The sequence below is a fragment of the Halomonas sp. 18071143 genome (genome assembly GCF_019211725.1).
Lineage (GTDB): Bacteria > Pseudomonadota > Gammaproteobacteria > Pseudomonadales > Halomonadaceae > Vreelandella > Vreelandella stevensii.
In genome coordinates, this window is sequence record NZ_CP078120.1 from 3,183,378 (window position 1) to 3,202,794 (window position 19,417).

Here is a 19,417-nt window from a genome sequence, read left to right on the forward strand (position 1 = left end):
CTTAGTCGCTCCCTTTCGGCAAGTGACGCAGGCTGTTGGCAAAGGCAGCGGGAAGCTGGTCGTTCAGGCGATGGGTGCTCACATCCTGGAAGATCTGCATCCTGGCCAGCCACTGTTCGAACTCCGGCGCGGCTTTCAGCCCCAGCACCCGGCGGGCATAGAGTGCGTCGTGAAACGAGGTGGTTTGATAGTTGAGCATGATGTCGTCGGAGCCGGGGATACCCATCACGAAATTGCAGCCCGCCACGCCCAGCAGCGTCAGCAGGTTATCCATATCGTTCTGATCGGCGTTGGCATGGTTGGTGTAGCACACGTCACACCCCATCGGCACGCCCAACAGCTTGCCGCAGAAGTGATCCTCGAGCCCCGCACGGGTGATCTCCTTGCCGTCGTACAGATACTCAGGGCCGATGAACCCGACCACCGTATTGACCAGCAGCGGGTTGAACTTGCGCGCCACGGCGTAGGCGCGGGCTTCGCAGGTTTGCTGGTCCAGCCCGTGATGGGCGTCGGCCGAGAGCGAGCTGCCCTGGCCGGTTTCGAAATACATCACGTTGCGACCTACGCTGCCTCTGTTCAGCGTTTGTGCGGCGGCTTCGGCTTCGGCCAGGGTGCTCAAATCGAACCCGAAGCTGCGGTTGGTGGCTTCGGTGCCGCCGATGGATTGAAACACCAGATCCACCGGCGCGCCCTGCTCGATGGCTTCCAGGGTATTGGTGACGTGAGTGAGCACGCAGGATTGGGTGGGAATCTCGTATTTCTGAATCACCTCATCCATCAGGCGCATCAGCTTGATGCTTTGGGCGACGTTATCGGTGGCGGGGTTGATGCCGATCACCGCGTCGCCACTGCCATACAGCAGGCCATCGAGAATGCTGGCCGCGATACCGGTCACGTCATCGGTGGGGTGATTGGGCTGCAGGCGAGTGGAAAGCCGCCCCGGCAGGCCGATGGTGTTACGAAACGCCGTGGTAACCTGACACTTCTTCGCCACCAGCATCAGGTCCTGGTTGCGCATCAGCTTACTCACTGCTGCGGCCATTTCCGGTGTGATGCCGGGGCGGGCAGCGGCCAGGGCCTCGCTGGTGGCGTGATCAGAGAGCAGCCAGTTGCGGAAGTCGCCCACGGTGAGATGCTGCAGCGGTGCAAAGGCCTGGGCATCGTGGTCATCGATGATCAGGCGAGTGATTTCATCCTGCTCGTAGGGAATCAGCGCTTCGTTCAAGAAGGTCGTGAGCGGCAGCTCCGCCAGTACCATCTGGGCCACCACCCGCTCTTCGGCAGTGTCTGCCATGACGCCGGCCAGTCGATCTCCCGAACGCGGCGGCGTAGCTTTGGCCATCAGTTCGGCCAGCCCCTTGAATCGATAATGGCGGCTGCCCACCGTCGAGTGATAGTGCGCCATAGGCCTCTCCTGCCCTGCCTCGTATTGGGCGGTGCTGTTTCATGCTTACAAACGGAACAAAACTTGCTTGTTGTCACAATAGCGCTATCACTTAACGGGGAGTATCGAGTTTTGGCAAACCACCTGAAAGGCTCGAAAAACAAACGAAAACAAAGCCTTGCCCGAAGCCCCATCGCAGAACAGCCACATGGCGACACCTTCAGGAGCAGGTCATGGAAATGACGTTGTCGAATAACGCACCACAAAAGTGCACACGAAAAGCCTGCGATGCCGACGAACACGCCCAGAACCTGACGCACTGGCAGCAGCAGTACGACCAGCTCAGCCCAGGCCGCTTTTACGGGCGGCTGGATGAAATCGCGCTGCCCGCCGTCCAGCTCTTCAAGGAGCATACCGAGCAGGCGCTGCGCCAGGATTGCCAGGTGTGGGAGGATTCGCTGTGGCTGGGAATCCCCGTTCGCCCCCAAGGCTCACGCATCAACGGTCAATCCTTGGCAGGCAACCAGATCATGTGCCGCCCGGGTGGCCAGGCCTTCGAGCTGGTGACCCCTGGCCACTTCGATATCTACGGGCTGGTCGTGCGACTGCCTGCACTCTACGCCGCCGCTCAGCAGCAGGGTATTGCTTTGGATGAACGCTGGCGGCGGGAACCAAGACGCATGGTTCACCCATCGACACGGCACGCCTTGATGTTCGTTCTGGAGCGGCTACTGGGAGAACAAGGTGCCCCCGTTGCCGAACGGCTGCACCAGGACATCGTCATGATGGGCCTGTTGGAGCTGTTGGGCACCTGGCAACCCAATGAAGAACTGCCCCCCAGCTACGCGCATCGGAAAGCGGTGGTAGACAGCGTCAAACGCTACGTGGAAGCGCATCTCGAAGGCCCCGTGACCATGGAAGCGCTATGCGATCTGGCCCATGTCAGCCGACGCACGCTGCAATACAGCTTTACCTCCATTCTGGGGATCAGCCCCCTGCAATTCTTGCGCTTATCGCGGTTGAACCATGTGCGCCGTGCCCTGCGCGCCGCCGAGCCGCCCCAGACGGTCACCGAGATCGCCACGTACTGGGGGTTTTGCCATCTGGGGCAGTTTGCCCACGACTATCGGCGTCAATTTGGCGAGTGCCCATCGGATACGCTGCGTACTCCCTTGGCAGGTCGCATCACTTGAGCCAGCGTTCGGCAAACTGCTGCGGGTCGAGCGGCCGATCATAAAAATAGCCTTGCGCCTGATAACAGCCCATTTCCAGCAGCGCATCTACCTGGGCCTGACACTCGATCCCCTCGGCAATGGTTTGCAGCCCCAATGTATCGGCCATGGCAATGATCGTCGCCACGATGGTGCGATCACTGTCACTGACCAGCATGTCCCGGATGAACGAAATATCGATCTTGATGCGGTCGGCGGCAAACCGTTTCAGGTAAGCCAACGACGAATAGCCCGTACCAAAATCGTCGATGGATAAACCCAGGCCATGACCCTTCAAGATCTCGGTGGTTGCAATGGCGTCCTCAGGGTGAGTCATGATGCCACTTTCCGTGATCTCGACGCTCAGCTGGTCGGGGGCGATACTATGCTGTCGGCAACTATTCAGTAAGGTGGCCACCAGTTCGCTATCTTCAAACTGGTCTGCGGCAATATTGATGGAGAGCTGGCCGCTCAATTGGCACCCTTGACGCTGCCAGGCAGCCAACTGCTGGCACGCCTGTTCGATGACACAGTTGCCTAGCGCCACGATCATGCCTCTGTCTTCCGCAATGGGCACGAACTGACTGGGCGACACCTCTCCCAGCTCATCGTCCCACCAGCGACAAAGCGCCTCGGCACCGATCAGTTCGCCGGTACGCATGTCGACCTGAGGCTGAAAGTGCAGGTAAAGAGAGTGGTTGGACAACGCCACTGCCAGACGCTTGGCAATACGTAGCTGATCGGCCACGGCGCGGCCCATCCAGTGTTCGAAGGTGCGCGCGGGGAGCTTGTGACGCTTCGCTTGGTACATGGCGATATCCGCATGCTTTAATAGTGCCTGCGCTGTTTGCCCATGTACCGGATAGAGCGAAATCCCTGCGCTAACCGACAGCTCGCAAGAGTGCTGCTCTATAACAACGGGAGTCTCTAAACTGTTGCATAACCGCTCGGCGGTGATCAAGGCACGACCTTTGTCGTTGGCGTTGTCGCACACCACGACAAACTCATCTCCGCCCAGCCTCGCCAGATACTCGCCGGCAGGCAATGCTTGACGAAAGCGTTGGGCGACTTCCTTCAACACCAGGTCTCCGATGTCATGTCCGGCAGTGTCATTGATCTCCTTGAAGTGGTTGAGATCCAGGAGCAGCAATGCAAATCGAGAGTCCGTCTTGCGAATCACGCGCTCTTCAAGGTGCTGAATGAAGTCTGCCCGATTGGGGAGCTGGGTATCGGCATCGCAGAATGCCAGCTGTCGAATGCGCGCTTCATCTTTTTGACGTCCCAACTCAGAGGCAGCCCGCGCCGCGAAGATTTGCAGCACGGTGCAGACGATATGGGCATCTTCCAAAGGTGCCTTGAACATGACCCCGATGATGCCCACGGGCCGTCCTTCGACATCGTCCAGCCGACGCCCCACATAAGCATTGACCCATTCCAATGCGCCGTTGGCTTCCTTGGGCAAGCGGATACCTGCTCCTTCAAGAACGACGCACTCCTGCTCGATGAGCACATCCTGACACGGCACCCCGTCCAGATGGTAGCTGAAAGGTGCCTGTGGCTGACCGTTCACGAACAGCGACAAGACGTTGGCGAGATTGGGGTCACGCTCATCTAGCGTGGCAATGAAGCCTACTTCGGCCGCCAACGCATTGGCCATGTGATCCGTCAGTTGGGTCAGAAAGGCCTGCCCATGCTGAGCCGAAACGGCTGTCGCCACCTGTGCCACTGCGTGCTGGATACGCGCTTCGGATCGCCGATGCAAGAGGTTGTCGACCCCGAAGGCAACATCGTCAGCCAGCTCACTCAATAGCCGCAGCTCTCTTGTGGTGATCGTCGCATTTTCTGCCTGGTAAAGGCACATGACACCCAGCCGTTGCCCTCGGTAGATCAGCGGCAGTGCAACGAAGGCATTGACACCAAGCTCTCGTAGCATGAAGGCCTGTTCAGGATATTCACCCGCCAGCGACGGGGCCCAGACCACGGCTTCTTGGGTTTCCAGCGCCGTCAGCGCCAGGGCACGGCTGCCCCCTTCGATCAACATCTGCCTGGGGCTCAACCACGCCAGGTCGCCACTTTCTTCATCAACGCTGGCCGTGACCGGCCCCAGCTCACATTGGGCAAACGACGGCGGGCGCTCGTGCACCCAGGCAGCACTGTAGCCACCGACTTCGACCATGGCTCGGCAGGCTGCCTGGAGCAACCCCTGCTCGTCCGTGGCGTGAAAACGTGCTTCGTTGACGCGATTCAACAGCCTCAGGGCACGCTGCTTGCTGGCGATTTGTTCATCGGCTCTCGCGCCAACCTGACGTCGAGACAACTCGAACCCTGCCAGGGAAGCCACGATACGCAGCACTTCAGTGGCATAGTCAGGCAATTCGAGAGGGGCCGAGTGCATCATGGCAATGATGCCCTGACACTGCCCAGATGCGTCCGACATGGGCACGCCAAGATAACCTTCGGCATCATACACCGCCAGCTTGGGGTCATGAGGAAAGCGGGCAGCTACCTGGGATGGCATGTGGAAACAGGTGTCTGACGACACTTGGGCACACGGGGTATGCTTCAAATCGTAACTCGGCGCATCGACAAAGCCGCTGCACGACCATGTGGCCAGTGGCAGCGCTCTTTTCTTGCGAGGCTCGATACGCGCAATCATGACATGGTCGATATCGAGCAGAGCAGCAAGGGACTCAGCAACGTGACAAAAAAAATCACCCTGGCTGACACGCGTCAAGCTGGCGGCGAGTTGCTGAAAAATTTCTGGAGCCGTCGTGGAAGCCATGATATTTAGCGCCTTCGGGTTCTATAGGTCAGCCACGATGGCAAGCCAGATGCTTTTTTAATAAGCCCTATTGACCGCTGTGTGATCATCCCTAAGCCATACAGTGGTGGTATGAACAGCGAACCACTTAACGAGTTCGCTACCTTGTTTCGATTCCTGATGCGGCTCAATCGTTGCCTATGCCTTATTTGGCTTAATACACCCAACAACACTCTTATCAAAAAATCTCAAACACACTTTATAACGGAGCATTAAAACCTAATGAAACTCACTTCACACTCCCTCACTCACATCCACATTTAAATTAAATGAACAATTTAAAAAAAGTTAACCCTCTGAACGCTACCCCTTGGCTGGAACGTAAAAAAAACACTCCAGGCTTTATCTCAACTCAACCTATTAGGATGATATTCAACCCAAACAGTCCTTCATGTCAATAGGCCGTTCCCCAACCATTCAGGGCTATATGGAGGAAAGTGTGAATAAACTTGAACAGGAACGGCTAGCTGGGAATATTGGTCGCGCCATCGCCAAACAGCGAGTACGTTGTCAACTCACTCAGGAGGAGGTTGCCGAGCGGTTGGGTGTAGGCAACGAAGCAGTATCTCGCATCGAGAGAGGCCGGGTCATACCCAACATTGTACGCTTACTTGAATTAGCCGAGATATTCAATTGTGAAGCCGCAGAATTACTCGGAGAAGCCAGTGTACATATTCCTGAATCCGTGAGACCGGCCCTCGGAAGCACTTCTAACCCACTGACCTGCATGGCAATATAGCCATTATCGCCATTCACCCAGACAGTGCCATGCCCAACATAAAGTTCCGCGCCAGTCGCCGCACCCTCACCAGCCACGCCGGGCTGTCCATCATCGGGCAATGCTTCGAGATCGCTGGCGTCGACAGCATCGACGGCCGCTTCCCCACCACGCTGGGCATGCGCACCAGTGACGTGATCAAGAGCTACCTGGGCCTGCTGTGTCTGGGCATGAGCGACTATGAGGCTGTCGAGAACTTCCGCCGCGACAAGCCCTTCCAACAACTGCTGACCCTGCAGAAGGTGCCGAGCGCGGCGACGTTGCGACAGCGGCTGGAGAAACTTGCCGCCAACGACCTGCAGGCACGCACCGCCACCTGGTCCACGACCCTGCTGTCACTGATCGAAGCACCGATCACCGCCGAGACGACGCACGTCTGCCTGGACATCGACACCTTCGTCATGGACAACAGCAACTCGAAGAAGGAAGGCGTCTCGCGGACCTACCAGAAGGTCGATGGCTACACCCCGATCGCCGCCTATCTGGGCAACGAAGGGTGGTGCCTGGGTCTGGAACTGCGGCCTGGCAAGCAGCACACCATGAAGGAGAGCAACGCCTTCCTGGAGCGGGTACTGCCTCGCGCCCAATGCCTGACCAGGCAACCGATCCTGTTACGCGAGGACAGCGGCTTCGACAGCCAGGCGCACCTGGCGCTTCTCGAACAGCAACGCCAGGTCTTTGCCGACGAGGGGCGCCGGCTCGACTATGTCGTCAAATGGAACCCGCGCGGCTCGGCCACGGCTGATCGAGATACCTGGCTGGCGGTGGCGGCGGACTACTGGGAAGAGCTGCGTCCTGGCAAGCGCCAGGCGCTGTGGACGCAGACCGTCTCGATCCACGACGACAACAAGACCGAATACGTCGTCCAACGCGTGATGCGCCTGGTAGAGCGCACCGCCGATCGCGATGGTAGTTGCTGCTCGAACCGGACTATGAGTTGGAAGGCTGGTGGACCAGCCTGGACGAGGCGCCGGAGGCGGTGATCAAGCGCTACCAGGCGCATGCCACCCATGAGCAGTTTCACAGCGAGATCAAGACCGATCTCGACCTGGAGCGCTTGCCGTCCGGCAAGTTCGCCACCAACGATCTGATCCTGCATCTCGCCCAGTTGGCCTACAACATCCTGCGCCTGATGGGACAGCTAGGCATGACCGGCGAGCTGAGCCCGGTTCGCCACCCGGCCAAGCGGCGCCGGCTGCGCACCGTGCTACAAGAGTTGGTGCACCGTGCGGCTCTCGTGATTCACAAGGCACGGCAGATCATCCTCGACGTCGGGCAGGATATCGGGCGCATGACGGTGCTCAAGACGCTGCGGAGCCGACTGCGTTATCCACGAGGAACGCCATGCTGACCGTCAATCGGCGACACTCTATCCACAAGCAGTTCCAGGCGACACGCGATCGCCAGATATGTCGTGCCTGGCGGGTGGAAAGGCATGACAAAACGGGCCGTCAGCACCGATCAGCACGGTGGGTTTTGGCAATAACGGGCTTGCGAAAGCCAACTTGCACGGGGCGAATGATCAAAAAGTGCTCGCTGGCGGTGATAGGGAAAGTGTCGGCGCCGGCTTCACGGATTCAGGATATTGATGACCAGACGCAACGCATCAAACTCTTATTAGCGCCATTAAAGCAACAAGATCGACAGCTGATCCTGGACATTACCGAAAGTCTTGCCCACCGCTTACAGCAACAGGCTTCCCTGGGTGAGTGATCGTCCCCCGCCGCACCACGTAACATCACCGCAAAGTGTATCCATTGGTAACAAAATAAATCCAAACCGTGTCCGGAATTCAATCGTACGGCTTGGTAGCCATGCGATATTCATGCTATAGGTGTCTATGCCTTCCGCGCCAACACGTTCGTCTATTCAATGCGCATCAAAAGGTCACGCTCATGCTGAATACCACTGCCTGGAATCGCCTGCGCTATAGCCTGTATGCACCTGTTTATGACGTTCTGATCTCACGAGCACTGCGCAAACCGCGCCAGGTGGCGCTGAGCCACGTGGATTGGGAGCCAGGCATGCGCGTATTGGTGGTGGGAGCCGGGACGGGGCTCGATCTTCCCTTTCTCCCCCGCGAGCTGGAAGTGCACCTGACCGATGTAACGCCCGCCATGTTGAAGCGCGCCGATGCCAGGGCCAGCCGCCACCAGCGCGACGTGCTGTGCAAGATCATGGATGCTGCGGCGCTGGAGTATGCCGAGGGGCATTTCGATGTGGTGGTCATGCATCTGATCCTGGCGGTCATGCCCCAACCCGAAAAAGGGCTGGCAGAAGCGTTTCGCGTCTTGAAGCCCGGCGGGCAGCTGTGCGTCCTGGACAAGTTTCAGCCTGACACCCACGCAGCGGGAAGGGGGCGACGGGCGTTGAATCTGCTGACCTCTTTTATCGCTACCGACATCACTCGCCAAGCAACCCCACTGCTGACGCAGGCAGGTTTTCGGATTCGTCATGATCGGCCAGTGCTGATGAACGGGCTTTTTCGAGCCCTGCTGGCAGCCAAAGACAAACCAGACAGTACCAATACAAGTTGCTCATAGCGTACAATGAACGTACCACTCTTTGCGCCATTGACCCCGCCATGCCCCATGCTGCTGTAAAACGCTTTCATCGTTTGCCACTCGACGAGCAGTCTCGCATCATCGAGATGGCTTGGGAGGATCGTACTCCTTTCGAAGCCATTGCATCACTGTTCGGGCTAGGCGAGCCTGAGGTGATCGCCATCATGCGTCACCAGCTCAAACCGACCTCTTTTCGCCTATGGCGCCAACGGGTATCAGGTAGAACCACCAAGCATGCTGCACTGCGCTCCCCAGAGGTTCTGCGCGGTTACTGCCCAACCCAATACAAGCGGTAAGCTCACGTCCTGATCAGCCAGTATTCAAGGTATCGTTTTCATCGGCAAATAAATGTTATATTATCACATAACATAAACCCGTTTAGAGGTACTGGCAATGTCTGCGTTCGCTCCTTTACCCGTGACCGTGCTTTCCGGCTTTCTGGGCGCGGGGAAAACCACCGTGCTCAATCATATTCTCGCCAATCGCGAGGGTCGTCGCGTGGCGGTGATCGTCAACGACATGAGCGAGGTCAATATCGATGGTGCACTGGTACGCGGCGGCCCCGGCGAGCCGATGCTGGACAGTGACGTCGCACTGAATCGTTCGGAAGAGCGGCTGGTCGAAATGAGCAACGGCTGCATCTGCTGCACGCTACGCGAAGATCTGCTGGTAGAGGTGAGCCAACTGGCTCGCGAGGGCAAATTCGATTACCTGGTCATCGAGTCCACCGGCATCTCCGAGCCGCTGCCCGTGGCAGAAACCTTTACCTTCGAAGACGAAAGCGGCCAGAGCCTTTCCCAGGTCGCAAGACTGGACACGCTGGTCACCGTGGTCGATGGCGCCAACTTCCTGGCTCAGTACCAGGAAGCGCAGAGCCTGGCCGAGGCAGGAGAAAGCCTGGGCGAGGACGATGAGCGCAACGTCGCCGACCTGCTGGTGGACCAGATCGAGTTTTGCGATGTGCTGCTGATCAGCAAGACGGACTTGATCAGTGAGACCGAACTGGCGTCACTGAAAGCGATCCTGTGCTCGCTCAACCCGGAGGCCGAGCTGGTGCCCATCACCCAGGGCGGCGTCCCGCTGGACAAGGTGCTGGATACCGGCAAGTTCGATTTCGAGCGCGCCCAGCAGGCGCCCGGCTGGCTCAAGGAGATGCGCGGAGAGCACGTGCCGGAAACCGAAGAGTACGGCATTGGCAGCTTCGCCTACCACGCCCGCCGCCCCTTCCACCCGCAAAAATTTCACGACCTGCTGAATGCCGAGTGGTTCGGCAAGGGTCTGCTGCGCTCCAAAGGCTTTTTCTGGCTGGCCACTCGCCCCCGCTACGCGGGCCAGTGGAGCCAGGCAGGCGGCATTGCCCATCACGGCCCCGCTGGGGTGTTCTGGAAGGCCATCCCGGAAGCCAACTGGCCGGAAGACCCGGAATACCGCCAGTTCATCCTGGAGAAATGGCAAGAGCCGTTTGGCGACATGCGCCAGGAGCTGGTGTTCATTGGCCAGAACATGGATCAATCCCGCATGCGTGCTGCGCTGGATGAGTGCCTGCTGAGCGAAGCAGAGTTGCTGGAAGGCATGGAAGCGTGGAAGCAGCTCCCGGACCCCTTCCCTGCCTGGGAATAAGCACACGCCGCCCACCCAACGTCATCCAAAGCAAAAGAGAGGCAGCGGCCTCTCTTTTGCGATGTTCCTACGCCCCCCTAATATCGTTCACTGCAACATGCTGGGTAGCCAGGTCGCCAGCCCCGGAAACACGATCAGCACGGCAACCAGCAGCATCGAACAGAGAATATAAGGGATTGCCGCCGAGTAGATTTCGCGCATGGTCGTCCCCGCTGGCGCCACGCCTTTCATCACGAACAGCAACAGCCCAAGCGGCGGTGTCGAGAAGCTGATCTCCAGCGCCAGCGTGCGCTTCATTGACCGCTTCGAATTAACCGATGGACTGATTACCCGCCAGGATGTCTGGAATGACCTGGCGCTGGCGCAACCCGCCCCCCACATGACGAGACCGCTATGACACGCCAACACAATATTTCCCATCAGGCTTCCTCTTCCCTGGCGCACCAGCCAGCCCAACTGAAGCAGCACTTGAACGACAGCAGGATCGTCGTGGCCCCCGGCGTCTTCGATGCCCTCGGCGCATCGCTTGCCGAGCAAGCAGGCTTCGACACCGTCTACCTGTCGGGTGCCAGCCTGGCCTACACCCAGTTGGGCCGCCCAGACATTGGCCTGCTCAGTATTACCGAAATTTGCACCGCCATGTCGCACATTCGCGAGCGCACGCAGCTTTCGGTGGTGGTGGACTGCGATACCGGCTTCGGCAACGCCATGAACGTCATGCGCAGCGTACGTTTGCTGGAGCGCGCAGGCGCCAATGCCATTCAGCTGGAAGACCAGACCTATCCTAAACGCTGCGGCCACCTGCGTGGCAAAACGCTGGTCTCCAAAGGTGAAATGGTCGGCAAATTGCATGCCGCATTGGACGCTCGGGAAAGCGACAGTACGCTGATCATCGGCCGTACCGACGCACTGGGTGTCGAAGGCACCGACAGCGCCATCGAGCGCGCCCAGGCCTACTATGAAGCGGGCGTCGACATGCTGTTCATCGAAGGCATTCGCAGCGACGAAGATATCGGCAAGATCATGGCACAGTTCAAAGGCAAGGTGCCCATCATGGCCAACATGGTGGAAGGCGGCGACACCCCGCTGAAAAATGCCAAAGCCCTGGAAGCACTGGGCTTTTCGATGGTGATTTTCCCAGGCGCCCTGGTCCGGGCCATCACCCACATGGCCAGCCGCTTTTTTGCCACGCTGAAAGAGGATGGCACCACCGATGCGTTTCGCGGGCAGATGCTCGATTTCAAACAGCTCAACGACTACCTGGGCACCCAGGCGATGCTGGAGCTGGGCGAACAGTACGACAATCGCTAGCGCTCGTTCATCGGTACGTTGCGATTAGTGACCCGTGCCGCCAACCAATAACGATTCAGGAGACGATAATGCAGACCACCGACAAAACGGCAAAAGAGATCTTTCACGAGGTCATGGCCAACCCGCAGCGAGTGCCCTTCGGCTTTGGCAAGAAAGCGGTGCTGGTCAATGTGGACCCGCAAAAGGCCTACACCCGCACCGACCTCTTCAAGACCGCCTACGAAACCGACCCCAAACAGCTGGAGTATACGAACCAGTTGGCGCGTGGCTTTCGGGAGAAGGGCTGGCCGGTGGTCTGGACCCATGTTGCCTTTCTGGACTCCGCCGAAGATGCGGGCGTGTGGGGCATCCGTACCGACACCCCCGACTCGCTGCAAAACATCAAGTACGGCTCCGAGCGCGCCGAGTTCGACGAGCGCTGCGAGATCGACCGCAGCCGCGACGTGATCTACACCAAGCGCATGCCCTCGGCATTTTTTGAAACGCCGCTGCAGTCACTGCTGGTATGGCACCAGGTCGACACGGTGATCATCACCGGTGGCTCCACGTCGGGCTGTATCCGCGCCACCGCCGTGGAGAGCCTCTCCCGAGGCTATCGCACCATCGTGCCCATGGAGTGCGTGGCCGACAAGCACGAGAGCTACCACTACGCCAACCTGACCGACCTGCACCTCAAGTACGCCGATGTCATGCCCGTGGCTGACGTGCTGGCGTGGCTCGAGGGCGATGCATAAGGCGAGGAGCCCACGATGAAAGAGTCACTTGGCGTTTACGACTACTGGGCCTACGACCAGCGCCCGAAAATCACCTGGCCCGGCGGCGCAAAGGTAGCCTTCTGGGTGGCCCCCAATATCGAGTATTACGAGATCGACCCGCCGCAGAACCCGAGCCGCAAGCCGTGGCCGCACCCCCACCCGTCGGTGCCCGGCTACAGCATTCGCGACTACGGCAACCGGGTGGGCCACCAACGCCAAATGGCCCTGCTGGACAAGTACGGCATCCGCGGCTCGGTATCGCTATCCACGGCACTCTGCGAGCATCATCCCGAAATCATCCAGATGTGCCAGGAGCGCGACTGGGAGTTCTTCAGCCACGGCATCTACAACACCCGCTACACCTATGGACTGAGCGAAGCCCAGGAGCGGGCGATGATCCGCGACAGCATGGAGACCATCCATCGCCACACTGGCCAGGCCTGCGCCGGGTATCTGGCGCCTGCGCTCTCCCATTCGGAGCGCACCCTGGACCTGTTTGCCGAAGTGGGCGAGGAGCTATTCGGCGAGCAAGGCGGTGTTTACACCTGCGACCTGTTCCACGATGACCAACCCACGCCGGTCAGCGTGCGTTCCGGCAAGCGGTTCATCTCGATGCCCTACTCGCTGGAGATGAACGACACCATCGTCTACGCGGTGAACAAGGTCGAGCCGCGCCAGTACGCCACCATGCTCAAGCGCCACTTTGACCGCCTGTACCTGGAGGGCGCAGAGTCCGGCACGGTGATGTGCATTCCCACCCACAACTATCAGGTGAGCTGCCCCCACCGCATCAAGGCATTCGAAGAAGCGCTGGAGTACATCACCGGCCACCCGGATGTGTGGGTCGCCACGGGCCGCGAGATTGCCGATTACTACCTGGCCCACTATTACGATGCCGCCCTCGACAGCATCCAGGCCCAGGCCGCCACCGCACGCAGGGAGGGCTAACCCTATGGCATCCAACGACATGGCGCTCAACGACGACTATCTCGTTTACCCCTTGCGCCGCCACGGCTACGACCACGAGCGTTTTGAGTGGTCGATGCTGGGCGAGCGCGCCCCCATTACCTGGCCCGGCGGCAAGACATTGGCGGTGTGGATCAACATATCGCTGCAGTGCTACCCGCTCGACCAGCGCGGCGTACCGTTCAAGGTGCCCAACGGTATGACCATGCCCTACCCGGACCTGCGCCACTTCTCGCTGCGGGATTACGGCAACCGCGTGGGTATCTATCGTGTGCTGAAAGCGCTGGCCGCGCACAACATCACACCGACCTTTGCGATCAACGCCCAGTTGGCGGAGCAGACGCCCTATCTGGTGCAGCGCTTGAAAGAGCACGGCGGCGAGTTCATTGCCCACGGCTGGAACATGGACCACCTGCACTACGGCGGCCAGCCCATTGAAGAAGAGGCCGAGCTGGTCCAGCGCTCCGTAGACACCCTGCGGCGGGTGACCGGCCAACCGGTACGCGGCTGGCTCAGCCCCGCCAAGCACCAGAGCTTCAACACCCTGGACCTGCTGGCAGAAAATGGCATCGAGTACTGCGCCGACTGGGTGAACGACGACCTGCCTTATGCCTGTGCCACCCACACCGGCCACTTGACCATGATGCCGCTGGCCACCGAGATCGAAGATCAGTTCGTGATGAGCCAGAACCTGCACTCGGAAGACTCATGGGCGACGCAGGTAAAGGACGCCTTCGACTTCCTGCTGGAAGAGTCCCGGGAACAGGGTGGGCGGCTGTTTGCGCTGAACCTGCACCCCTGGCTGGTGGGCCAACCTCACCGCATCGCCTGCCTGGAAGACGTGCTGGCACACATCAGCGGGCATGCCGACGTATGGCAGGCCCCGGCGGGCGAGATTCTGGATGCCTTCCACCAAGCTGAGGAGCAAGCGTAATGGCGATACTTCCTTATTCACCCGGTGGTTTTGATGCCCACCTGCCACTGCTGATCATCGGTGCGGGCGCCTGCGGGCTGGTGGCCGCCCTGGCAGCACAGGAAGCGGGTATCGAGCTGGCGGTACTGGAGCGCGATGCCCTGCCCCGTGGTAGTACGACGATGTCGTCGGGCTTTATCCCTGCCGCCAATACGCGCTTTCAGCATGAGCTGGGCGTCACCGACTCCGCCGAGGCCATGGCAGAAGATATTCAAAAGAAGAATGGCTTCGAGGCGGACCCGGCCATTGTCGACCTGCTGGCCAGCCAGTCCGGCTCCACCATCGAGTGGCTGGCAGACCGGCACGGTGTGCCTTTCGAACTGGTGGAAGGCTTTCTCTACCCTGGCCACCGCCACCTGCGCATGCACGCCACGCCTCGGCGCACCGGGGAAGAGCTGATGGGCGCGCTGCTCAACGCCGCCGAAGCCGCAGGGATCGACATCCTGACCCAGGCCCAGGTAGTGGATCTGCACGTGGACAGCTCCCAGCGCGTGCGTGGCGTCACCCTGGAGCGCCCAGACGGCAGCCGCGAAAGCATTGGTTGCGACGCGCTGATTCTGGCCTGCAACGGCTATGGCGGTAACCCTGAGCTGGTCGAGCGCTACCTGCCCACGCTGAAACACGCACTCTATTACGGCCACGAAGGCAACCAGGGCGATGCCTTGCTATGGGGCCAGGCAATGGGCGCGAGCACCAAGGATCTGGGCGCCTGCCAGGGCCATGGCTCCCTCGCCACGCCGCACCAAACGCTGATCAGCTGGGCGCTGATGATGCAAGGGGGTATTCAGGTCAATATCAAGGGCGAGCGCTTTTCCAATGAGCATGGCGGCTACTCCGAACAGGCGGCCAAGGTGCTGGCGCAGCCGGAGCAAGTGGCCTGGAACCTGTATGACGCGCGCATTCATGAGTCTGCGCAGGCGTTCGAAGATTATCGTAATGCCGAGGAGAGCGGCGCGGTACGCAGTTTCTCAAACCTGGAAGAGATGGCCACGGGCCTGAAGCTCCCCCTGGGCGCACTGCAAGCCACCTTCACCCAGATGCAGCAGCATGCCGAGCAGCAAACGGCCGATGCATTTGGCCGCCGCTTCGAACCTGCCAACCTGCTGAAAGCACCCTACTACGCCATTCGCGTCACCGGGGCGCTGTTCCATACCCAGGGCGGCCTGGAAGTGAACCGCAAGGCCCGCGTGCTCGATACCCAGGGCCAAGCGCTGCCCAACCTGTTTGCCGCAGGCGGCGCGGCGCGCGGGGTGTCGGGCTCCAACGACAGCGGCTACCTGTCCGGCAACGGGCTGCTGAGCGCCGTGGTGCTGGGAGCGGTAGCAGGCAAAAGCGCCGCCGAGCTGTTGCACTTGAAGCTCAGTTCTGCCGCGCTTCCTTGATATTCATAGATTGGTAGCACACCACCCCATGGTCAGGTGGTGTGCTTAATCCACTCGCAATATCCAGCAAAAGGCACACCCATTGCCATTGGGCAGCCAACGTTAATTTAACCTGCACTCCCCGCCAAATACCCCTGATAGAGGTCGTCAAACAAGCTATCTGTGTGCTGCAGCAAGACATCATCGTTGTCACAGCGCTCCCTGGCCCCGGCTAGCATAAGCTTTAATCCCACAGCCTCTGCGACAGGTGCGCCACCTACATCCAGATAGTGAACAAGCGCTGCCATCCTTTGCAAACCCATATCTTGCTCAAGGCCAAAGCTTGCGATCAGTACTTCAAAGGTCACCTTTTCACCAACATGAGTGAAATCTGCGCCATCAAAGTCAAACCCAAGCGCACCGACTGGGCATTGGCTTGGATGTGCAAGCCAGACAAAGTGGGCCTCTGGATCGATGAAACGCCGTATCAGCCAGGCAGAAGCGAGCCTATCCACCCAAGGGCGACGACGCGTTGCCCACACTTTGGCGCAAAATTTGGCACGCTCAAGCCGAGGGATGTCGGCCTGAATTGACCGTGGCTCGTCTGGTACAAAACAGCGATTGAAGAGGGTCTCAGCGTTTGCCAATTCCTGGACAGTTTGTTCGCCTTCTGGTCCAGGAAAAAAGTCGATCTCCACAATACTATGTAAACGGCGTTGCAACTGGGTCAGTTGGCGCTGTGCTTCTCGCGCCTCCAATTGAGAACATGCTTGCTGCCAGACGAGTACATCCGCCTGCAACGCTTGAAAATCTGATGTGCGATCAAAAAGTGAAGCCAGCACATCAGCACTATCGATGGCGGATTCGGCCACTTCGATTAGCAGTGCGTTTCCTTTCAATTCCCGAACAGCGACCATTTGCTCCTCCAGCGCTTTCCTGCGCGAGTGGCTGGCAGGCAGCAGATACACGCCATCTCTGAGCACCGCAGCACCCAAACCACGCAGTGCCCGCCAAATCCTCATCCGTGGGGTACCCGCCCGTCCCGCAAGACGCATGATCAGTATTAACCAACGCTGTGCATGATCAGCCATACCAGCTCCTTCGTTGTACGTATGACTAACTTGTTATACATTTTACAAAAACCCCCTCACTTCACCAAAGAGTGTTCCATGCATCCCATCAATGAGTCGCCCCACCACGTCCCATTTCGCGAGGCCGTCAAAGTATGGTTGAGAATAGCGCTATTGAGCTTTGGTGGCCCCGCAGGGCAAATAGCGGTGATGCATCGCATTCTTGTTGAAGAAAAAAAATGGATTGGAGAGCGCCGTTTTCTTCACGCACTGAACTATTGCATGATGCTTCCGGGACCAGAAGCGCAACAGCTGGCTATTTATATCGGGTGGCTGATGCATCGCACCAAAGGCGGCTTGGTCGCGGGCAGTCTTTTTGTGTTGCCTGGCTTCATCGCTATTCTTGCCTTGAGCTACCTTTATGCCACCTTGGGCAACGTGGGTGCCGTTGAAGGGCTCTTCTTTGGGCTCAAGGCCGCCGTGCTGGCCGTCGTACTCAATGCCGTCGTGCGCATCGGTAAGCGAGCCTTGAAAAACCGGGTCATGCTCAGCCTTGCTGCGGCCGCGTTTATTGCCATCTTCTTTTTCGAGGTGGCATTCCCACTGATCATTCTGAGCGCCGCTCTACTCGGTTATTGGGGAGGAAAACATGGCATCGCGGCCTTTCAAGCAGGAGGCGGCCATGGCAATGCCGACGCCTCGGTACTGAGCGACCGGGATTCTCTACTTGGCGAAGGGCTGCCTGCACATGCACGCCCCAGTCGCCAATGGTCTCTGCGCATGTCAGGTACGTTGCTCCTGTTATGGCTGACCCCCGTAGTACTGCTCCTGGCTCTATTCGGTAGCGACAATGTATTCAGCCAGATTGCGCTCTTCTTCAGTAAAATGGCGGTAGTGACGTTTGGCGGCGCTTACGCGGTACTGGGCTACGTCACTCAAGAAGCGGTGCAACATTACGGGTGGTTAGCGCCGGGTGAAATGCTGGATGGCCTGGGCATGGCGGAAACAACCCCAGGCCCACTGATTCAAGTCGTGCAGTTTGTCGGATTTATGGGCGCTTTTCGTGAGGCCACAGGCCTTGATCCCATGGTAGCGGCAATGCTGGCGGCATTGCTGACCACTTGGGTAACGTTCGTTCCCTGTTTTCTCTGGATATTTCTGGGCGCTCCCCATGTAGAGCGCCTACGCGACAATCGCGCCCTGAGCGCTGCGCTGTCCGCCATTACCGCTGCAGTCGTCGGGGTAATTCTCAACCTGGCCATCTGGTTCGGGCTTCACGTCATCTTCGCTGACGTAGGTGAATGGCACATCATGGGCGCTCGTTTGCTGATACCTGACGTAGCCACTCTGAACCTGTTGGCGCTATTGCTGTCGGCAAGCGCCATGATCGCAATTTTTCGTTTCAACGTAGGCATGCTCACAGTGCTGGCTAGCTGCGCTATTTTTGGTGTTTTGACATCTTTAGCAGGCTTTTAAACGATCAGAGATACACCATCACTCACTCATTGTGCGATGGTGTGTTACTTGAGCCAGCTCCTAAAACGCCTTCTCTAACGCAAAGCGCGGCTGGGTGTGGCCCTCTTTGGTAACGCTTTCGGTAAACATCGCCAGCGGACGCACCCAAAGGCCGTAGTCGCCGTAGAGGGCGCGGTAGACCACCAGCGGTTCTTCGCTTTCGCTGTGCTGGGCGGTGCCCATCACTTCGTAAAGGTTGCCTTTGTAGTGGCGGTAAATGCCAGGGGTGGGGGTGGTCATTCGCTTTCCTCTTCGGTTGTGTGTGTGGCGGCGGGCTGCTGCGCTTTTTTGGCCAGCCGCTCCAGCACTTTGGAGGCGGCCACGAAGCCAAAGGTGCCGGTCAGAAACGTCGCCGCGCCAAAGCCGGAAGCGCAGTCCAGCCGTGTAGCCTCGTTGCTGCCGGGCTTTTGCAGGCACACTTCGCCGTCGGCACTGGGGTAGATCAACTGCTCGTCGGAGTAGACGCACTCCACCGAGAAGCGCCGCTTGGGGTTGCGGGAGAAACCGTAATCCCGGCGCAATCTTGAGCGCACTTTGGAAAGCAGCGGGTCGTGCTCGGTGCGGGTCAAATCCGCCACTTGAATGCGCGTGGGGTCGGTCTGCCCGCCTGCCGCACCGGTGACGGTAATCGGGATCTTGCGCCGCTTGCACCAGGCAATCAGCGCGGCCTTGGCGATGACGCTGTCGATGGCATCCACCACGTGGTCGGCGTCGTCGGGAATGCGTTCGGCCAGATTGGTGGGCGTGACGAAGGCGGTATCCGCGATGATTTCGATCTCGGGGGCAATCAGGCGGCAGCGCTGGGCCAGTACGTCTACTTTGGGCTGGCCAATCGTGCCCTCCAGCGCGTGAAGCTGGCGGTTGACATTGGAGACGCACACGTCGTCCAGATCGATCAGCGTGAGCTTGCCGATGCCTGAGCGGGCTAGCGCCTCGACCGTCCAGCTACCCACACCACCGACCCCGACGACCACCACGTGGGCACGGCGGAATGCCTGCGCCGCACGCTGGCCGTAAAGGCGCCGAATACCGCCAAAGCGGAAGTCATAATCGCTGGAAGAGGTCGTGGATTCATTCAATGACATGGG

Annotated in this window: 18 protein-coding genes and 1 pseudogene; 13 read left to right on the forward strand and 6 right to left on the reverse strand. The window is 59.2% G+C overall.

Going from position 1 to position 19,417, the window contains the following annotated elements:
* Position 1 precedes the first annotated feature (1 nt).
* Positions 2-1,405, reverse strand: coding sequence for an ethanolamine ammonia-lyase subunit EutB (locus tag KVY02_RS14960; protein WP_016914958.1), 1,404 nt, complete (start codon positions 1,403-1,405; stop codon positions 2-4).
* A gap of 212 nt (positions 1,406-1,617) precedes the next feature.
* Between KVY02_RS14960 and KVY02_RS14965 the strand changes: the two genes are divergently transcribed.
* Positions 1,618-2,577 (forward strand): helix-turn-helix domain-containing protein, encoded by a 960-nt coding sequence (locus tag KVY02_RS14965; protein WP_081195196.1) that lies wholly within the window; start codon positions 1,618-1,620, stop codon positions 2,575-2,577.
* Here KVY02_RS14965 and KVY02_RS14970 read toward each other — a convergent pair.
* A complete protein-coding gene (locus tag KVY02_RS14970) occupies positions 2,570-5,377 on the reverse strand; it encodes a putative bifunctional diguanylate cyclase/phosphodiesterase (RefSeq protein ID WP_256357509.1) in 2,808 nt (935 codons plus the stop codon). The two genes, KVY02_RS14965 and KVY02_RS14970, sit on opposite strands and share 8 nt — an antisense overlap.
* A 478-nt stretch (positions 5,378-5,855) precedes the next feature.
* Between KVY02_RS14970 and KVY02_RS14975 the strand changes: the two genes are divergently transcribed.
* The 6 genes and pseudogenes from KVY02_RS14975 (at position 5,856) to zigA (ending at position 10,378) form a co-directional block, all read left to right on the forward strand.
* Positions 5,856-6,155, forward strand: coding sequence for a helix-turn-helix domain-containing protein (locus KVY02_RS14975; RefSeq protein ID WP_256357510.1), 300 nt, complete (start codon positions 5,856-5,858; stop codon positions 6,153-6,155).
* Positions 6,156-6,184: 29 nt separating this feature from the next.
* Positions 6,185-7,545, forward strand: a pseudogene (locus KVY02_RS14980) (IS1380 family transposase).
* Positions 7,539-7,907 carry a hypothetical protein gene (locus KVY02_RS18390; protein WP_256357511.1) on the forward strand — a complete coding sequence of 123 codons (369 nt, stop codon included), beginning with the start codon at positions 7,539-7,541 and terminating at the stop codon, positions 7,905-7,907. The pseudogene KVY02_RS14980 and the gene KVY02_RS18390 overlap by 7 nt, the downstream one beginning before the upstream one ends.
* Before the next feature lie 182 nt (positions 7,908-8,089).
* Positions 8,090-8,737, forward strand: a complete 648-nt coding sequence (locus KVY02_RS14990) for a class I SAM-dependent methyltransferase (protein ID WP_218313840.1) — start codon at positions 8,090-8,092, stop codon at positions 8,735-8,737.
* A 41-nt stretch (positions 8,738-8,778) separates the two neighbouring features.
* A complete protein-coding gene (locus KVY02_RS14995) occupies positions 8,779-9,054 on the forward strand; it encodes a TIGR03643 family protein (RefSeq protein ID WP_016914964.1) in 276 nt (91 codons plus the stop codon).
* A 97-nt stretch (positions 9,055-9,151) separates the two neighbouring features.
* Positions 9,152-10,378 (forward strand): zinc metallochaperone GTPase ZigA, encoded by a 1,227-nt coding sequence (gene zigA / locus KVY02_RS15000; protein WP_218313841.1) that lies wholly within the window; start codon positions 9,152-9,154, stop codon positions 10,376-10,378.
* Between the two features lie 87 nt (positions 10,379-10,465).
* Here the strand turns inward: zigA and KVY02_RS15005 are convergent, their stop codons facing one another.
* The gene (locus tag KVY02_RS15005) at positions 10,466-10,675 is read right to left on the reverse strand and encodes a TRAP transporter large permease subunit (RefSeq protein ID WP_256357512.1); all 210 of its coding nucleotides are present in this window, start codon (positions 10,673-10,675) and stop codon (positions 10,466-10,468) included.
* Between the two features lie 96 nt (positions 10,676-10,771).
* On the opposite strand from KVY02_RS15005, the gene KVY02_RS15010 reads away from it, so the two are divergent.
* The 5 genes from KVY02_RS15010 to KVY02_RS15030 all read left to right on the forward strand — a co-directional run bounded on the left by KVY02_RS15010 (position 10,772) and on the right by KVY02_RS15030 (position 15,765).
* The gene (locus tag KVY02_RS15010; protein WP_096922121.1) at positions 10,772-11,689 is read left to right on the forward strand and encodes an isocitrate lyase/PEP mutase family protein; all 918 of its coding nucleotides are present in this window, start codon (positions 10,772-10,774) and stop codon (positions 11,687-11,689) included.
* A 68-nt stretch (positions 11,690-11,757) separates the two neighbouring features.
* A complete protein-coding gene (locus KVY02_RS15015) occupies positions 11,758-12,423 on the forward strand; it encodes an isochorismatase family protein (RefSeq protein WP_218313842.1) in 666 nt (221 codons plus the stop codon).
* A 15-nt stretch (positions 12,424-12,438) separates the two neighbouring features.
* Positions 12,439-13,392: a polysaccharide deacetylase family protein gene (locus KVY02_RS15020; RefSeq protein WP_218313843.1), complete on the forward strand. Its 954-nt coding sequence runs from the start codon at positions 12,439-12,441 to the stop codon at positions 13,390-13,392.
* Between the two features lie 4 nt (positions 13,393-13,396).
* On the forward strand, positions 13,397-14,344 hold the full coding sequence (locus KVY02_RS15025) for a polysaccharide deacetylase family protein (protein ID WP_256357513.1): 948 nt from the start codon (positions 13,397-13,399) through the stop codon (positions 14,342-14,344).
* A complete protein-coding gene (locus KVY02_RS15030) occupies positions 14,344-15,765 on the forward strand; it encodes an FAD-dependent oxidoreductase (protein ID WP_218313844.1) in 1,422 nt (473 codons plus the stop codon). The genes KVY02_RS15025 and KVY02_RS15030 overlap by 1 nt, the downstream gene beginning before the upstream one ends.
* Positions 15,766-15,872: 107 nt before the next feature.
* Here KVY02_RS15030 and KVY02_RS15035 read toward each other — a convergent pair whose 3' ends face one another.
* Positions 15,873-16,835, reverse strand: a complete 963-nt coding sequence (locus KVY02_RS15035; RefSeq protein WP_218313845.1) for a chromate resistance protein ChrB domain-containing protein — start codon at positions 16,833-16,835, stop codon at positions 15,873-15,875.
* Between the two features lie 78 nt (positions 16,836-16,913).
* On the opposite strand from KVY02_RS15035, the gene chrA reads away from it, so the two are divergent.
* A complete protein-coding gene (gene chrA, locus KVY02_RS15040) occupies positions 16,914-18,290 on the forward strand; it encodes a chromate efflux transporter (RefSeq protein ID WP_218313846.1) in 1,377 nt (458 codons plus the stop codon).
* Positions 18,291-18,350: 60 nt separating this feature from the next.
* On the opposite strand, the gene KVY02_RS15045 is transcribed toward chrA, so the two are convergent.
* Together KVY02_RS15045 and tcdA are read right to left on the reverse strand one after the other, a co-directional pair.
* Positions 18,351-18,569 carry a DUF1653 domain-containing protein gene (locus KVY02_RS15045; RefSeq protein ID WP_039180446.1) on the reverse strand — a complete coding sequence of 73 codons (219 nt, stop codon included), beginning with the start codon at positions 18,567-18,569 and terminating at the stop codon, positions 18,351-18,353.
* Positions 18,566-19,414, reverse strand: a complete 849-nt coding sequence (gene tcdA / locus KVY02_RS15050; protein ID WP_218313847.1) for a tRNA cyclic N6-threonylcarbamoyladenosine(37) synthase TcdA — start codon at positions 19,412-19,414, stop codon at positions 18,566-18,568. Before tcdA ends, KVY02_RS15045 begins: the two co-directional genes overlap by 4 nt.
* Positions 19,415-19,417 lie beyond the last annotated feature (3 nt).

Bases quoted from the DNA above. Each gene is read 5' to 3' on its own strand.
- KVY02_RS14960 (WP_016914958.1), bottom strand. From the start codon at position 1,405: ATGGCGCACTATCACTCGACGGTGGGCAGCCGCCATTATCGATTCAAG.
- KVY02_RS14965 (WP_081195196.1), top strand. From the start codon at position 1,618: ATGGAAATGACGTTGTCGAATAACGCACCACAAAAGTGCACACGAAAA.
- KVY02_RS14970 (WP_256357509.1), bottom strand. From the start codon at position 5,377: ATGGCTTCCACGACGGCTCCAGAAATTTTTCAGCAACTCGCCGCCAGC.
- KVY02_RS18390 (WP_256357511.1), top strand. From the start codon at position 7,539: ATGCTGACCGTCAATCGGCGACACTCTATCCACAAGCAGTTCCAGGCG.
- KVY02_RS14990 (WP_218313840.1), top strand. From the start codon at position 8,090: ATGCTGAATACCACTGCCTGGAATCGCCTGCGCTATAGCCTGTATGCA.
- KVY02_RS14995 (WP_016914964.1), top strand. From the start codon at position 8,779: ATGCCCCATGCTGCTGTAAAACGCTTTCATCGTTTGCCACTCGACGAG.
- zigA (WP_218313841.1), top strand. From the start codon at position 9,152: ATGTCTGCGTTCGCTCCTTTACCCGTGACCGTGCTTTCCGGCTTTCTG.
- KVY02_RS15005 (WP_256357512.1), bottom strand. From the start codon at position 10,675: ATGAAGCGCACGCTGGCGCTGGAGATCAGCTTCTCGACACCGCCGCTT.
- KVY02_RS15010 (WP_096922121.1), top strand. From the start codon at position 10,772: ATGACACGCCAACACAATATTTCCCATCAGGCTTCCTCTTCCCTGGCG.
- KVY02_RS15015 (WP_218313842.1), top strand. From the start codon at position 11,758: ATGCAGACCACCGACAAAACGGCAAAAGAGATCTTTCACGAGGTCATG.
- KVY02_RS15020 (WP_218313843.1), top strand. From the start codon at position 12,439: ATGAAAGAGTCACTTGGCGTTTACGACTACTGGGCCTACGACCAGCGC.
- KVY02_RS15025 (WP_256357513.1), top strand. From the start codon at position 13,397: ATGGCATCCAACGACATGGCGCTCAACGACGACTATCTCGTTTACCCC.
- KVY02_RS15030 (WP_218313844.1), top strand. From the start codon at position 14,344: ATGGCGATACTTCCTTATTCACCCGGTGGTTTTGATGCCCACCTGCCA.
- KVY02_RS15035 (WP_218313845.1), bottom strand. From the start codon at position 16,835: ATGGCTGATCATGCACAGCGTTGGTTAATACTGATCATGCGTCTTGCG.
- chrA (WP_218313846.1), top strand. From the start codon at position 16,914: ATGCATCCCATCAATGAGTCGCCCCACCACGTCCCATTTCGCGAGGCC.
- KVY02_RS15045 (WP_039180446.1), bottom strand. From the start codon at position 18,569: ATGACCACCCCCACCCCTGGCATTTACCGCCACTACAAAGGCAACCTT.
- tcdA (WP_218313847.1), bottom strand. From the start codon at position 19,414: ATGTCATTGAATGAATCCACGACCTCTTCCAGCGATTATGACTTCCGC.